General features: G+C 63.3%; 18 protein-coding genes. 4 read left to right on the forward strand and 14 right to left on the reverse strand.

Annotation, left to right across the window (positions count from 1 at the left end; translation table 11 throughout):
* Position 1: 1 nt before the first annotated feature.
* Positions 2–511 carry a ubiquinol-cytochrome C chaperone family protein gene (locus FHS84_RS10685; RefSeq protein WP_166933971.1) on the reverse strand — a complete coding sequence of 170 codons (510 nt, stop codon included), beginning with the start codon at positions 509–511 and terminating at the stop codon, positions 2–4.
* 79 nt (positions 512–590) lie between these two features.
* Here FHS84_RS10685 and FHS84_RS10690 point away from each other — a divergent pair, with 79 nt between their 5' ends.
* Both FHS84_RS10690 and FHS84_RS10695 read left to right on the forward strand, forming a co-directional pair.
* On the forward strand, positions 591–1064 hold the full coding sequence (locus tag FHS84_RS10690) for an outer membrane protein assembly factor BamE (protein WP_166933973.1): 474 nt from the start codon (positions 591–593) through the stop codon (positions 1062–1064).
* Between the two features lie 192 nt (positions 1065–1256).
* Entirely contained in the window at positions 1257–1643 is a 387-nt protein-coding gene (locus FHS84_RS10695) for a hypothetical protein (protein ID WP_166933975.1), read from the forward strand.
* 75 nt (positions 1644–1718) lie between these two features.
* Here FHS84_RS10695 and FHS84_RS10700 read toward each other — a convergent pair whose 3' ends face one another.
* The 3 genes from FHS84_RS10700 to thiL form a co-directional block, all read right to left on the reverse strand.
* Complete coding sequence (locus FHS84_RS10700; RefSeq protein WP_166933977.1) at positions 1719–3854, reverse strand: sodium-translocating pyrophosphatase; 2136 nt, start codon at positions 3852–3854, stop codon at positions 1719–1721.
* 124 nt (positions 3855–3978) lie between these two features.
* The gene (locus tag FHS84_RS10705) at positions 3979–4533 is read right to left on the reverse strand and encodes a hypothetical protein (protein ID WP_166933980.1); all 555 of its coding nucleotides are present in this window, start codon (positions 4531–4533) and stop codon (positions 3979–3981) included.
* A gap of 66 nt (positions 4534–4599) precedes the next feature.
* Positions 4600–5535, reverse strand: a complete 936-nt coding sequence (gene thiL, locus FHS84_RS10710; RefSeq protein ID WP_166933981.1) for a thiamine-phosphate kinase — start codon at positions 5533–5535, stop codon at positions 4600–4602.
* Between the two features lie 187 nt (positions 5536–5722).
* Between thiL and FHS84_RS10715 the strand changes: the two genes are divergently transcribed.
* On the forward strand, positions 5723–5866 hold the full coding sequence (locus FHS84_RS10715) for a hypothetical protein (RefSeq protein WP_166933983.1): 144 nt from the start codon (positions 5723–5725) through the stop codon (positions 5864–5866).
* A 21-nt stretch (positions 5867–5887) separates the two neighbouring features.
* Here the strand turns inward: FHS84_RS10715 and nusB are convergent, their stop codons facing one another.
* Genes nusB through glyA form a run of 7 tightly spaced genes read right to left on the reverse strand, consistent with a single transcriptional unit; the run spans position 5888 to position 11484 of the window.
* Positions 5888–6388 (reverse strand): transcription antitermination factor NusB, encoded by a 501-nt coding sequence (gene nusB / locus FHS84_RS10720; protein WP_208393800.1) that lies wholly within the window; start codon positions 6386–6388, stop codon positions 5888–5890.
* Positions 6385–6843 carry a 6,7-dimethyl-8-ribityllumazine synthase gene (ribH, locus tag FHS84_RS10725; RefSeq protein WP_208393801.1) on the reverse strand — a complete coding sequence of 153 codons (459 nt, stop codon included), beginning with the start codon at positions 6841–6843 and terminating at the stop codon, positions 6385–6387. The genes nusB and ribH overlap by 4 nt, the downstream gene beginning before the upstream one ends.
* A complete protein-coding gene (gene ribB / locus FHS84_RS10730; RefSeq protein ID WP_166933987.1) occupies positions 6836–7966 on the reverse strand; it encodes a 3,4-dihydroxy-2-butanone-4-phosphate synthase in 1131 nt (376 codons plus the stop codon). Before ribB ends, ribH begins: the two co-directional genes overlap by 8 nt.
* Positions 7963–8556, reverse strand: a complete 594-nt coding sequence (locus FHS84_RS10735; RefSeq protein WP_166933989.1) for a riboflavin synthase — start codon at positions 8554–8556, stop codon at positions 7963–7965. The genes ribB and FHS84_RS10735 overlap by 4 nt, the downstream gene beginning before the upstream one ends.
* A 48-nt stretch (positions 8557–8604) precedes the next feature.
* On the reverse strand, positions 8605–9702 hold the full coding sequence (ribD, locus tag FHS84_RS10740) for a bifunctional diaminohydroxyphosphoribosylaminopyrimidine deaminase/5-amino-6-(5-phosphoribosylamino)uracil reductase RibD (RefSeq protein ID WP_166933992.1): 1098 nt from the start codon (positions 9700–9702) through the stop codon (positions 8605–8607).
* A 12-nt stretch (positions 9703–9714) separates the two neighbouring features.
* Complete coding sequence (gene nrdR, locus FHS84_RS10745) at positions 9715–10185, reverse strand: transcriptional regulator NrdR (protein WP_166933996.1); 471 nt, start codon at positions 10183–10185, stop codon at positions 9715–9717.
* An 18-nt stretch (positions 10186–10203) separates the two neighbouring features.
* On the reverse strand, positions 10204–11484 hold the full coding sequence (gene glyA, locus FHS84_RS10750) for a serine hydroxymethyltransferase (RefSeq protein WP_425061560.1): 1281 nt from the start codon (positions 11482–11484) through the stop codon (positions 10204–10206).
* A 374-nt stretch (positions 11485–11858) separates the two neighbouring features.
* Here glyA and FHS84_RS10755 point away from each other — a divergent pair, with 374 nt between their 5' ends.
* The gene (locus FHS84_RS10755; RefSeq protein ID WP_166934001.1) at positions 11859–12281 is read left to right on the forward strand and encodes a Ros/MucR family transcriptional regulator; all 423 of its coding nucleotides are present in this window, start codon (positions 11859–11861) and stop codon (positions 12279–12281) included.
* A gap of 57 nt (positions 12282–12338) precedes the next feature.
* On the opposite strand, the gene FHS84_RS10760 is transcribed toward FHS84_RS10755, so the two are convergent.
* From FHS84_RS10760 to FHS84_RS10770, 3 genes are all read right to left on the reverse strand, one after another.
* Positions 12339–12530 carry a DUF6898 family protein gene (locus FHS84_RS10760; protein WP_166933912.1) on the reverse strand — a complete coding sequence of 64 codons (192 nt, stop codon included), beginning with the start codon at positions 12528–12530 and terminating at the stop codon, positions 12339–12341.
* Position 12531: 1 nt separating this feature from the next.
* A complete protein-coding gene (gene hemA, locus FHS84_RS10765) occupies positions 12532–13755 on the reverse strand; it encodes a 5-aminolevulinate synthase (RefSeq protein WP_166934004.1) in 1224 nt (407 codons plus the stop codon).
* Between the two features lie 168 nt (positions 13756–13923).
* Positions 13924–14562, reverse strand: coding sequence for a DUF1345 domain-containing protein (locus FHS84_RS10770; RefSeq protein ID WP_166934006.1), 639 nt, complete (start codon positions 14560–14562; stop codon positions 13924–13926).
* Positions 14563–14654 lie beyond the last annotated feature (92 nt).

Consider the following 14654-nt stretch of genomic DNA (forward strand, 5'->3'; position numbering starts at 1 on the left):
CCTAGTCCGTGGGGGCCCCATCCGGCAGGGGTCCGAAGTCCAAATCCCCCTCCCCGGCGGCCGCCAACCGCGTCCGCACCCGGCTTATATAGGAACTCATGACGGCCGCAGCCGGCGTCTCGGTGCCGCGGTAAAGATTGCGCACCAGCGCTTGCCGCAAGCCCTCGCCGTCTCCGGCGTCGTCGTAGGCCTTCAAGCGGCCGTAGAACGCATCGGCGAATTTCTTCATGCGCCGGCCCATGCCCATGTCGCCCGCCCCCATCTCGCGCAACGCCTCGTCGAGGCCGACGAAAATGCGGTTCACCAAGGCTTGCGCCAAAACGTCGTCGGGCCGGATCCGCCCCAGCAATGCCCAGGCGTGCAGCACCAACAGATCGAAGCGCCCGTCGAGCGTGTCGGGCACATCGAACCTTGCGAAAAAGACAGGTTCGCGCGCACGCCGAACCAGCGCGACGTAATGGCGTTCCGCCGCATCCCTGGCCTGCTTGCTCCTGACGAACGCGTTCAGCATGATACAGCCTTAACTTCCGGCGCCCTTGCATGCGGCGTCCGGCAAGGCTAGCACATCCACCTCGGCAAGAGGGCCCAGTATGAAGAAGGTCGTGCTTTTTGTGGCGGCGAGTATCGCTCTGGCGGGCTGTTCGCCGGTGATTTCCAACCGCGGCTATCTTGAAAATCAGGACGCCGAAGCCGGCATTGCCGCCGGCGTCGATACCAAGACGACGATCGAGCAGAAGCTCGGCGATCCTTCCGTGCAAGCCGCGTTCGGCACCGACGCCTGGTACTACATCAGCCAGCAGGAACGTCAGGTCGCCTTCTTCGATCCGACCATCACCTCGCGCCACATCCTTGCGATCTATTTCGACAAGGAGGGCAAGGTCAGCGACATGAAGCACTTCGGCCTGGAAGACGGCAACGTGGTGGCGTTCGAGTCGCGTACCACCCCGACCCGCGGCCGCGAGATGACCTTCCTGCAGCAGCTCTTCAACGCCACGCCCGGCATGCCCGGCGCGCAGGACCAGCAGGAGCGCAATCCCGGCGGCGGCGGCGGCCCCGGACGCTGATCGTCTGGATACGGAGTTTTCCGACGGCTCGCGAGGCACCCCGCGGGCCGTTTTCGTTTGGTTTGTATGCAGCGCTTCCGGCCGGTGCCGGACATGGCGCGGCATGAGACATCCGTGTACTATACACGCATTGGTCGTGTAGCCGCTACGGCGCGGCTTCCGTGCGTCCAGCAACGCCGGAGGAGACCTTCCATGCGAAAACTGATTTTCCTTTCTGCTTGCGTAGTGCTTTGCGCCACGAGCGCCGATGCCGCGACATGGATTGCGCGCTGCAACGACGGGCAGCACCTGCAATACAATCAGACGGTCGGCGGCGGCGGTATTCTCTATCTTTGGACGACCGACGGCGTCATTCCCGGAACGGGAACCCAAATGGCCGTGCTGAAGCAGACCTCGCTCAGCGCCACCGCCATTTGCGGCACCGTCACGGGCAATCCGACCCTGCCGGGCGGCGCGCCCCTCACCCAGCTCTGCGCCAACAAAGCCAAAGGCACGATCACCATCAAATGGCAGAGCCCGATTGCGCCGGCGGCCATTAAAGAAGGGCTGTTCTGCAAAGCCAACGTGACCATCAACTGATCGATCGGGCGCTCACGCCAAACAAAAAGGGCCGGGATTGCTCCCGGCCCTTTCGCATTGGTTAGTCGATCAGGATCAGTGCGCCAACGCGGCGAGAAGGAGCAGCGCGACGATGTTGGTGATCTTGATCATCGGGTTGACGGCCGGGCCGGCGGTGTCCTTGTAGGGATCGCCGACGGTGTCGCCCGTGACGGCAGCCTTGTGGGCGTCAGAGCCCTTGCCGCCGTAGTGGCCGTCTTCGATGTACTTCTTGGCGTTGTCCCAAGCGCCGCCGCCCGAGGTCATCGAGATGGCGACGAACAAGCCGGTGACGATCACGCCGATCAGCATGGCGCCGACGGCATTGAAGGCATCAACCTTGTTGTTGGTGACGAAGTACACGACGAAGTACAGCACGATCGGGCTGAGGACCGGCAGCAGCGACGGGATCTGCATTTCCTTGATCGCCGCCTTGGTCAGCATGTCCACGGCGCGGCCGTAGTCAGGCTTCTGCGTGCCTTCCATGATGCCGGGCATCGCCTTGAACTGGCGACGGACTTCCTCGACCACTGCACCGGCCGCACGGCCCACCGCAGTCATCGCGATGCCGCCGAACAGGTACGGCAGCAAGCCGCCGAAGAACAGGCCGACGATCACCCACGGATTGTCGAGACCGAAGGTCGGAACCTCGACGCCCTGGAAGTAGGTGAAGGTGTCGTTGTGCGCCACGAAGTACTTCAGGTCTTCGGTATAGGCGGCAAACAGAACCAGCGCGCCCAGACCGGCCGAACCGATGGCATAGCCCTTGGTCACGGCCTTGGTGGTGTTGCCCACCGCGTCGAGGGCGTCGGTCGTCTTGCGAACGTCGCCTTCCAGGCCTGCCATTTCGGCGATGCCGCCGGCGTTGTCGGTAACCGGACCGAAGGCGTCGAGCGCCACGATCATGCCGGCCAGCGACAGCATGGTCGACACCGCGATGGCGATGCCGAACAGACCCGCAAGCAGGTAGGTGATGATGATGCCGACGCAGATCACGACTGCCGGCATGGCGGTCGATTCCATCGACACCGCAAGACCCTGAATGACGTTCGTGCCGTGGCCGGTGACGGAGGCCTTGGCAATCACGTTGACCGGACGCTTGCCCGTGCCGGTGTAGTACTCGGTGATGATGACGATCAGGCCGGTGATGGCCAGACCGACAGCGCCGCACCAGAACAGGTCGAGGCCGGTGAAGGCCTTGTCGCCGATGGTCAAAGCCGCAGCAGTACCGCCGCCGGGGATCAACCGGTCGATCAGGACATAGAGGCCGGCCAGCGACAGCACGCCGGTGGCGACGACGCCCTTGTACATGGCGCCCATGATGTTGTTGGACTTGCCGAGGCGGACAAAGAACGTGCCGATGATCGAGGTGATGATCGACATGCCGTTGATGGCCAGAGGCAGAAGCATGAACGCGGTTTTCTGCTCGCCGACGAAATAGATCGAGGCGAGAACCATCGTGGCGACCGTGGTCACCGCATAGGTTTCGAACAGGTCGGCGGCCATGCCGGCGCAGTCGCCGACGTTGTCGCCCACGTTGTCCGCAATGGTGGCCGGGTTGCGCGGATCGTCTTCCGGAATGCCCGCTTCGACCTTGCCCACCATGTCGCCGCCGACGTCCGCACCCTTGGTGAAGATGCCGCCGCCGAGACGGGCGAAGATGGAGATCAGCGAGGCGCCGAAGCCCAGGGCCACGAGGGCGTTCTGAACCGTACGGGCCTGCACTTCGTCAGCGAGACTGAGGCCGAGGCCTTGCGTCAGGACGAGGTAGTAGCCGGCAACGCCGATGAGGCCGAGACCGACCACCAGAAGGCCGGTCACAGCGCCGGAGCGGAACGCCATCGAAAGGCCCATCGCCAGACCCTGGCGGGAGGCTTCCGCGGTGCGGACATTGGCGCGCACCGAAACGTTCATGCCGACATAACCGGCCGCGCCCGAGAGCGTCGCGCCGATCAGGAAGCCGACAGCGCTCGTCCAGCCAAGCAGGAAGAACGCGACGACGAAGATCACCACGCCGACGATGCCGATCGTAGTGTACTGACGGTTGAGGTAGGCGCGAGCGCCTTCCTGGATGGCGGCCGCGATTTCCTGCATGCGAGGCGTGCCGGCGCTCTTTGAGAGCACCGAACGAACCGTCAGTCCGCCGTAGACCAACGCCGCCAGGCCACAAGCCAAGACGATATAAAGTTCCATGGTTTCCCCTTGCTTCCGAATTTTCGACCAACCGAAGGGCGTGGTCTGATTTGTCCAGGACAGGCCGGAAACCTGCCGGGCAGAAGGCGTGGGGTGTATGCCAAATGGCTAACGGACACGCAACTTAGTGCGACGGTCCGGACACAGGTTTCGATGTCGCGCCTTCAGAAGAGGCATTTTTGGCGCCTCCGTCAGGCTTTGCCCCACCATCGGGGGTTGCCGCCGCGGGGGCCTGCTCGGTGGGAGGAACCGCTCCCGTCGTCGAATCGCCTGGATGCAGCGGGGCGAACTTGATCTCCATGAACAGCATCGCCCGGACGGTCTGGTTCCCGACGATCCGCTTCGCCACCTCGGTCAGCCGGGCGCTCAGCAAATCCTTATCGATTTCCTTGGGATCGGAGGCGAGCGAAACCGGCCTGCTGTTCACCTCCCTGACGAAGGCATCCTGGATGAAAGCGAGCTTCTCGCGGACCCGGATGCTGCCCGCGGGCGACGTGCAAATCAGCTTGCTGGCAACATAGTTATAGCCGAGCAGATCGCCGTCCTTGCTCATCGGAACCATCAGGAACGGCATTTCCACGGACGTTCCGGGCTCGGGCGGCTTCTTGGCATGCTCCGCCCCCCAGGCCGGATAGGCCAGACAGAGCGCAAAAACGAACAGGACGACGCTGCGAAGCATGCCGGCAAGACTAGGCAGTCATGGCTAACAGGACGTTACCGCAGCCCGGCCGGGCCGGATTTTGGTTCAGAAATGCGTAAAGCCAGGCCGGATCACCGGAATTTCGCGCCCCTCGCGGTCGAGGAGAACGACGCCCTGCCCCGGCTCGACACGCCCGATGCAGGTCACCGGCAGGTCTGCCGTCACCGGCGATGACGCCGTGAATGCAATTTCGTAATCGTCGCCGGCGGTGGCGGCGCACACGATATCGGGATCGAACCGGACAAGCGCCGCGGAGCGCGGAATAGCCTCCGCCTCGACGACGATTCGCACGCCGGAGGTCTCGGCGATATGTCCCAGATCGGCGATCAGCCCGTCAGAAACGTCCAGAGAGGCATTGGCGATGCCGCGGAGCTTGGGTCCGAGGCTCACGCGCGGCGTCGGCTGGCGATAGCGGCCGATCAGAAACGCCGCGTCGGTATCGCCGCCGGTCTTGCCTTGCAGAATCGCCAGCCCTGCCCCGGCATCGCCGATGGTGCCGCTGACAAAGACGTGATCGCCCGGCTTGGCACCGGAGCGGCGAATCATGGCGCCGCGGGGAGCGCGCCCGAGCGCCGTGATGGCAATCGTCAGCGGTCCCGGCGTCGCGGTGGTATCGCCGCCCAGCAGTGAAACGCCGAACGCTTTCTGATCCTCGGCGAGGCCCCGCGCGAATTCCGCGAGCCATGCATCGTCGACCGATTGTGGCAAAGCCAAGGCAAGCAAATATCCGACCGGCTCGGCGCCCTTGGCCGCAAGATCCGACAGGTTCACGCGCAGAGCTTTGGAAGCGATCAGGTTGGGCGGATCGTCGGGCAGAAAGTGAACGCCGGCCGTCAATGCATCGGCCGTCACGATCAGCTCGCGGCCAGCCGTTTCCTCGAGCACCGCTGCATCGTCAGTGAGCGCCAGCGCGCCGGGGTGTGTCGCCAGAGGCACAAAATACTTTGCGATTAAACCGAATTCAGAAAGCGCGTCCGGCATGCTTGAAACCCTCGAAACGGCACTTACATGGAAGTCATCGTAAACAGCACAAAAGGACGTTGAAAGCGCCGCCTCCCGGACGTGATTTTGCCACGATAATGCCCCGACCGGTGGCCACCTTCGCGTGCAACAGAACGGAAGTTCACGGCGTTTCTAAAACGTACGACCGAAACCTTTGGAGAGTGTCATGGCCCGTCCCGCCCCAACAGCCCGTCAGAACGCCGAAGGCGGCGTCGTCCGCACGGTCGTGGTCAGCGCGCTCGGCCTGCTCCCGATGGGCGTCGTCTCCGGCATGATGTTGATGCAGATCTTCGGGTACTGGACGTACTAGTCCGCCGCGAACGGCATTCCATCAAAACTGATCGTCCGGCGCCTCGCCGCCGAATTCTTCCGGCCGCTTGAGATGAGCGAGCTTGTCGAGGGCGGCGTTGATGAACGGCGCTCCATCCTCGGCTTCGAAGATGTGGGTCAGAGAGACGTATTCGTCGATCACCACTTTCGCCGGAACATCGCGGCGCGCGAGGATTTCGTAAGCACCGGCGCGCATGATGGCGCGCAACAACGAATCCACGCGGCTCAGGCGCCAATTCTTGGCGAGACACTTGGCGATTTCCTTGTCGATCTCCTGCTGACGCGCCGGCACGCCGTGCACGATGTCGGAGAAGAACTCCGCGTCGGGCTCGCCGGGCGTGACTTCGTTCTCGCGGCCGAAGCGGAATTCGACGAATTCCGCCGTGATGTCGTCGGCCGCCTCCTCCGATATCTCCATTTGATAGAGGGCCTGCACCGCAGCAATGCGTGCGGCGCTGCGTGCACCGGGAAGTCCGTCGTCGTTCATCGTCAGTCCGTTCACTTGCGCATTCCGAGGCGGCTGCGCAGCGTTATCAGCGACAGGCAGGCGCGCGCGGCGTCGCCACCCTTGTCGGCCTGCTCGCGATCGGCGCGCACCAGCGCCTGCTCCTCGTTTTCGACGGTCAGGATGCCGTTGCCGACGCACAGACCGTAATTGATGCCGAGATCGACCAGGGCGCGGGCGGATTGTCCGGCCACGATGTCGAAATGGTAAGTCTCCCCGCGAATGACGCAGCCGAGCGCGATGAAGCCGTCATAATGCTTGCCGCCGTGCTCGCCGCCCTTCATCGCGAGGTAGATCGCCGGCGGAATCTCCAGCGCGCCGGGCACCGACACGCTGTCGAAAAACGCTCCGCCCCGCTCCAGCGCCGCCGTGGCGCCGTCGAGCAGCAACCGGGAAATCTCCGGATAGAAGGTCGCCTCAACAATCAGGATGTTGGGCTTGAGATCAGTCACGTCCGCGGATCGGGTGCGTGCCGACGACGTTGAGGCCGTAACCATCGAGTGCCACCACTTTCTTTTCGGGGGTATCGGTGAGGAGGATCATGTTCCGGATGCCGAGGTCGAGCAAGATCTGGGCGCCGACGCCCGCTTCCTTGACCCGCCGCCGGTCTTCCTCGGAAAGCCGCTTCAGGACCATATCGGTCACGAAAGTTGCGCGCGGCTGCCGGAGAAGCACAACCACGCCGCGGCCCTGATGCGCAATGATGCGCATGGACTCCGCCATGCGGTCGCGCGCGGCATGGGCGTCGCCGAGGATGTCGTTGAGCACGTTGATCGCGTGCATGCGGACGAATATCGGATCGTCGCCGGAGATATCGCCTTTGATGAGCACGATGTGTTCGGCGTATTCGATGGTGTTGACATAGACAACCATCTTCCAGTCGCCGCCGTAATGGCTGGAGAACACCGACTCTGCGGTGCGCTGGATGAAATGATCGAACTTGCGCCGGTGGGCGATAAGGTCGGCAATGGTGCCGATCTTGAGGCCGTGGAGTTGGGCGAAGGTCACCAAGTCCGGCAGCCGCGCCATGGTGCCGTCGTCGTTCATCACCTCGCAGATCACACCTGACGGATTGAGGCCCGCCAGTCGCGAGAAATCGACGGCCGCTTCGGTGTGCCCGGCGCGAACCAGCGTGCCGCCCTCGCGTGCTACCAGCGGGAAGACGTGACCGGGCATTACGATGTCGTCCGGCCCCTTGGTGGGATCAATGGCCACCGCAACGGTGTGGGCGCGGTCGTGGGCGGAAATGCCGGTCGAAACCCCCTCCTTGGCCTCGATCGAAACCGTGAAGGCGGTACGGTGCGGCGCGGCGTTGAACTGCGTCATCATCGGAATCTGCAGTTTCTCGGCGCGCTCCTGGGTCAGGGCGAGGCAGATCAATCCGCGGCCGAACTTGGCCATGAAGTTGATCGCTTCCGGCGTGCACATCTGGGCCGGGATATAGAGGTCGCCCTCGTTCTCGCGGTCCTCGGCGTCGGTCAGGATCACCATCTTGCCGTTGCGCACGGTTTCGATGATCTCTTCGACGGGCGAGATGTATTGATGGAAATGCGGAAGATCGTCGAGCGTGCTCATCCCTTAACCAGCCTTGCCACGTAACGTGCGATAGTGTCGATCTCGAGGTTCACTTTCATGCCCGGCTTGAGATGCCCGAACGTGGTGATTTCCAGAGTATGCGGAATGATGTTGACCCCGAAGCGATGCCCTTCGACTTCGTTGACGGTCAGTGAAATCCCGTCCAGCGCCACTGAACCCTTTTCGGCGATGTAGCGCGACAGCGCCTTGGGTGCTTCGAACACCATGCGGGTGGATTCGCCTTCGGGATAGAGCTTCACCAGCTCGGCGAGGCCGTCGACGTGCCCCGAAACGATATGGCCGCCGAGTTCGTCGCCGACCTTGAGCGGCAACTCCAGATTGACCGGCGTGCCGACCTTCCAGGTGCCCATCGTGGTCTTGGACAGCGTCTCGGCCGAGGCCGTGACGGCGAACCACTTGTCGGCGTTGCTGCCCTTGTCGACGATGGTCAGGCACGCGCCGCAGCACGCGACCGAGCCGCCCATCGGCAGCTTGTCCATGTCGTAATGGGGGGCGATCACGATGTGCGTGTCGCCGCGCTTCTCGATGTGCCGGACCTGGCCGACGTCGGTGACGATTCCTGTGAACATGGCTCCTCGCGCGATGGCCCGGAAAGCGGGTTCCGGTCGCGCCCCTTCCTAACCTCTCCGGGCGTAGGTTACCAGAAGGTCGGCCCCCAGCGCGCGCCGGTCTGTCATTACGAATTGCGGGGCCTCGTCGAGCGCCAGCGCCGCCAGTGCGTCCACCGCGCTCAAACCCGCCCCGCCGAGGATCATGGGAGCGCTAAAAACCGCGAGCCGGTCGGCCATTCCGGCGTTCAGGAACGAGGCGTGGACCGCCGCACCGCCCTCCACCAAGAGGCGCGTAATGCCGCGGTCGGCCAGATCGGCGAGCACGGCCTCGACTTGGGGCCGCCCGGCCGCATCCTTGGCGACGCGCGCAATCTGAACGCCGCAGGCCTCCAGCGACCCGCCTTTGTCGGGCCCCGCCGAGGTGTAGACCAGCGTCGGAAACTCGCCCGCCGTCTGGGCCAGCTTCGACCATTCGGTGAGCCTGAGACGCGTATCCAGCACCACCCGGAGCGGCTTGCGGCCTTCCATGCCGGGCAAGCGGCAGGTCAACATCGGGTCGTCGGCATCTGCCGTCCCGATCCCGACGAGGATGGCGTCGTTGCGGGCGCGCAGGAGATGGCCGAAAGCCCGCGCCGGCTTGCCGGTAATCCACTGGCTCTCGCCGGTGGCGGTGGCGATTTTGCCGTCGAGGCTCTGTGCCAGCTTGAGCGTGACCAGCGGACGCGCATGCCGCACCTTGAGGAAAAAGCCGGCGTTGAGCTCCGCCGCCTCCTGTTCGCAGACGCCCGTGGTGACTTCGACGCCCGCCATCCGGAGCCAGGCGATGCCCTCGCCGTTGACCCGCGTATCGGGATCGCCGGTCGCCACCACCACGCGGGCGACGCCCGCATCGATCAGCGACTTGGCGCAGGGCGGGGTATGGCCGTGATGCGAACACGGCTCCAAGGTCACATAGGCCGTCGCCCCGCGCGCCGCCTCGCCGGCCATCGCCAGCGCCTGCGGCTCCGCATGCGGCCGTCCGCCTTTGGCCGTCCGTCCGCGCCCGACGACAACGCCGTCCTTGACGATGACGCATCCCACTGCCGGATTAGGCGCAACCTCCCCCAGCCCCCGCGCCGCCAGCATCAGGGCATGGCGCATGTGATGGAGGTCTTGGGCCATCATGGGCGCACGGCCTTAATCCTTGTCGTCTTCCACCCCGCCGTGGATTTCGCCGAGAATGGTCTCGAAATCCTTGGCTTCGCGGAAATTCTTGTAGACCGACGCAAAGCGGACGTAGGCGACCTTGTCCAAGCTCGACAGCGCTTGCATCACCAGTTCGCCGATCATCGGCGACGGGACTTCGTTCTCGCCCATGCTTTCGAGGCGGCGGACGATGCCGGTGATCATGCGGTCGACGCGATCCTGTTCCACCGGCCGCTTGCGCAGGGCGTGATTGATCGAGCGTTCCAGCTTATCGCGATCGAACGGCTCGCGCCGGCCGCTCTTCTTGACCACGATCAGCTCGCGCAACTGCACGCGCTCGAAGGTGGTGAAGCGTCCGCCGCATTCGGGACAATGGCGGCGGCGCCGGATGGCCGAGTTGTCTTCGCTCGGCCGGCTGTCTTTGACCTGGGTATCGTCGTGACCGCAGAAGGGGCAGCGCATGGCTTACCTCGATAAGATCTATTGGTAGATCGGGAAGTGACTGCAAAGCTCACGCACGCGAGCACGCACTTTGGCTTCGCCATCGGCGTCGCCGGCTTCACCCTTTTTGCCAAGAGCGTCGACCACCTCGATGATGAGATTGCCGATTTCCTTGAACTCGGCCGGGCCGAAACCGCGCGTCGTACCGGCCGGCGTGCCGAGACGGATACCGGAGGTGATGGTGTACTTCTCGGTATCGTACGGGATGGAGTTCTTGTTGCAGGTGATGTAGGCGCGATCGAGCGCCTTCTCCGCCGCCTTGCCCGTCGTGCCCTTGGGCCGCAGGTCGACCAGCATCAGATGCGTATCGGTGCCGCCCGAAACGATATCGAGGCCGCCCGCGTTCAGCGTCTGCGCGAGGACTTTGGCATTCTCGACGACGGCCTTGGCGTAAGCCTTGAACTCCGGCTTCAGCGCTTCGCCGAAGGCCACCGCCTTGGCGGCGATGACGTGCATCAGCGGACCGCCCTGCAAGCCGGGGAAGACGGCCGAGTTGATCTTCTTGCCGAGGTCGGGATCGCGGCTGAGGATCATGCCGCCGCGCGGACCGCGCAGAGTCTTATGGGTGGTGGTCGTCACCACATGGGCGTGATCGAGTGGATTGGGATGCGCCCCGCCCGCCACCAGACCGGCGAAGTGCGCCATGTCGACCATAAAGTAGGCGCCGACCTCGTCCGCGATCTTGCGGAAGGCGGCAAAATCGATGTGGCGGGGATAGGCCGAGCCGCCGGCGATGATCACTTTCGGGTGAACTTCGCGCGCCAGCGCTGCAACCTCGTCCATGTCGATGCGGTGATCCTGGCGGCGGACCTTGTAGCCGACCGGCTTGAACCACTTGCCCGACTGGTTGACCGGCGAGCCGTGAGTCAGGTGTCCGCCGCAGGACAGATCGAGGCCCATGAACGTATCGCCCGGTTGCATCAGGGCGAAGAACACGGCCTGGTTGGCCTGGGCACCGGAGTGCGGCTGGACGTTGGCGAAGCTGCAGTCGAACAGTTTGCAGGCCCGTTCGATGGCGAGGTTTTCCGCAACGTCGACGTATTCGCAGCCGCCGTAATAGCGCCGGCCCGAATAACCCTCGGCGTATTTATTGGTTAAAACCGAGCCTTGAGCCTCCAAAACCGCCTTGGAAACAATGTTTTCCGAAGCAATCAGCTCGATCTTTTCCTGCTGACGCTTGAACTCGTCGCCGATCGCTTTGGCCAGCTCGGGGTCGGTCTGGGCCACGCCTGAATTGAAGAACTCCGAATTACCGGCCACGCGCACCTCCATCACCCGCTTCGACAGTGCCCCAGCCGTTGAGCAGCACGGCACCTTCAGTGGTCGTACCCCTAACCTTTTACCAAATCTAGCGCCAGTGGAGGATTGCCGCGAGGGTCAACCTCAGGAGCAGCCTTCGCATCACCTACTACCTATTGGGGAAGTACTATTTACGTATAGGAACAACAATTACAGGTAGTAGATGAATACCGTGAGAGATTTCCGTCAGATTTGCAAAAACAAACATACTGTGAATACTTGGGTTTACTCTGTCGACCTCGAATCGCCCTTCACAACAGCGGGCAGAGCCGTACGCAAAACCTCTTCAACAGCCGTGTATCCGGAACAAGTCAGTCCGGACAAGGAAAGCAAAAATGGAAAGCGTAAAGGGGACCGATTTGCTGAAGCTGGCGTCTGACATCGTCGCCGCCTATGTCAGCAACAACCCTGTACCGGTGAGTGAACTGCCGGGGATGATCAAGAACGTCCATGCCACGCTGGGGACGCTGTCGGGTGCGCCAGCTGCGGAAGTGGTCACCAACCAGAAACCTGCGGTGCCGGTGAAGAAGTCGATCACGCCGGAATATCTCGTCTGTCTCGAAGACGGCAAACGGCTGAAGATGCTGAAGCGCTATCTGCGCTCGCGTTACGGCTTGTCGCCCGATCAGTATCGCGCCAAATGGGGTCTGCCGCCGGATTACCCGATGGTCGCCTCCAACTACGCCGCCCAACGCTCCGAATTCGCCAAGAAGATCGGCCTCGGCAAGCCCGTGACCAAGTCGCGGCGGCGCGGATAATCGCGCCATCCCGGACGCGCCACGGCGATCAGACACGCTGGCGCGATCCGGGATCAGCTATTTCTGCTTCTTCAGCACCATCGCCAGTTTCTGCACGGCCGTCCGCGTCAGCGCTTCGCGCGCCGTGGCTGGCCCGAAAACGCATGCTTCGGTACCGGTTTTCGGATCGACGGCACTGACCTTCATCAGCGCACCGTTGACGATGCACTCGATAATGACGCCCTCGTCCGTGGTCGGGGCGGCCGCCATCTCAAGCGACGCTTTGCTGCGGCAGCTCGTGGTGCTTCCACAGATCGGACAGGGCGCCCACCAGCGTATCCATCATCGCCGGCGTATGCAGCGGGCCCGGCGTGAAGCGCAGACGCTCCTTGCCGCGCGGCACGGTCGGATAATTGATCGGCTGCACGTAGATGCCGTAGTCGCGCATCAAGGTGTCCGACACCGCCTTGCAGCAAACCGGATCGCCGACCATCACCGGCACGATGTGGCTCGGCGTGTCGATCACCGGCAGTCCGGCGCCTTTCAGCATCGCCTTGAGCCGCCCCGCCGCCGCCTGCTGCTTCTCGCGCTCGGCATTGCTTTCCTTGAGATGACGGATCGAGGCGATCGCACCGGCGCACAACACCGGCGCCAGCGAGGTCGAAAAAATGAAGCCCGGCGCATAGGAGCGGATGGCGTCGATGATCGCCGCGCTGGCGGTGATATAGCCGCCCTGCACGCCGTAAGCCTTGGCCAGCGTGCCTTCGACGATATCGATGCGATCCATGGTGCCGTCGCGGGCGGCAATGCCGGCGCCGCGCGGGCCGTACATGCCGACGGCATGGACTTCGTCGATATAGGTGAAGCCGCCGTACTTGTCGGCGAGATCGCAGATCTTTTCGGTCGGACCGAAATCGCCATCCATCGAATAGACGCCTTCGAAGGCGATCACTTTCGGCCGCTCGGGCGCGATGGACTTCAGGATTTCTTCCAGATGCTCGACATCGTTGTGGCGGAAGATCTTCTTCTCGGCGCCGCCGTGGCGGATGCCTTCGATCATCGAGTTGTGATTGAGCTGGTCGGAGATCAGCACCGCGTTGGGCAACAGCTTCGACAACGTCGACAGCGTAGCGTCGTTGGAGACGTAGCCGGACGTGAATGTCAGCGCGGCTTCCTTGCCGTGCAGGTCGGCCAGCTCCTGTTCGAGCTGGATGTGGTAGTGGGTCGTGCCGGAGATGTTCCGCGTCCCGCCCGCGCCCGCGCCGCACGTATCGAGCGCCTCGTGCATGGCGGCGAGCACTTTGGGATGCTGGCCCATGCCGAGATAGTCGTTCGAGCACCAGATGGTGATGTCGCGAGGCTTGTCGCCGCCGTAATAGGTCGCCGTCGGGAAGGCTCCCTTGCGCCGCAACAGGTCGGCAAATACCCGGTAACGGCCCTCGCGCTTAAGCTCGGCGACGGCGTCCTGAAAGCGGGCAAGGTACGGAAACGACATGGTTTTTATGACTCCAACCCGAACTGACGCGGCCATCATGGGTCGTATTTTGGAACGTTTCAAGAAATTCGAGCGGTTTTATTGTCACATGATAGTAGCTCGCGCAACTTCCGGAATGCCTTAAGGAAAGCGGCACCGGCATTCCGTCCGAAGGCGACCTCCGAAAAACTAGCGCCCTGCCACCGCATTTACCACGAGCGCGATCAGCACCGTGTTGAAAAAGAACGACACGATTCCGTGTGCCGTAACAGCCCGCCGCATATCGCTGTCGCAAACTTCCACATCGGACACCTGCGCCGTCATGCCGACCACGAAGGAAAAATAGGCGAAGTCCCACAGGTCGGGCATCTTGGTGCCGGGAAAATCCAGCGCCGTGCCGGGTGCGTGGCGGCCGGGAGGGTCGAAGTAGAACATGTTGGCGTAATGGAATGTCGCGATGGTATGCAACACGAACCATCCTAGCGGCGCCCCCGCGAGCACCAGCGTCAGCGACAGCGTATCGAGTTTGCCGCTGTTTAGCGCGTGGAACACGCCGGCTACGTTGACCGCGATAACCACCAGCGCGATCGCCACCACGATGAGGATGCCCTCGTCCTGTCGCGCTGCCCGGCGCTTGAGGTCTTCCGGCGTGTGGCCAAGAAGCACGCCGAGCGCCCCTGCCAGATAGACGACGAAAAACGCGTCTCCCGACGCCGCCAGGGGCTGCGGCCCGCCGAAGATGCGGAACATCGCATAGACAAACACGCCGACCGCAAGGGCCGCATAGAAGCGGCCGTGATGATAGAGATGGCTCCGCGTCAGGTGCATGCGGGCATGGTGGCACGAGTCGAGAGACTTTACTGCCCCTTGCCCAGCTTTCTGCCCCAAGGGCGCAAAGCTGTTTTCGCCTGCACAGGGAC

Source organism: Rhizomicrobium electricum (assembly GCF_011762045.1).
Classification (GTDB): domain Bacteria; phylum Pseudomonadota; class Alphaproteobacteria; order Micropepsales; family Micropepsaceae; genus Rhizomicrobium; species Rhizomicrobium electricum.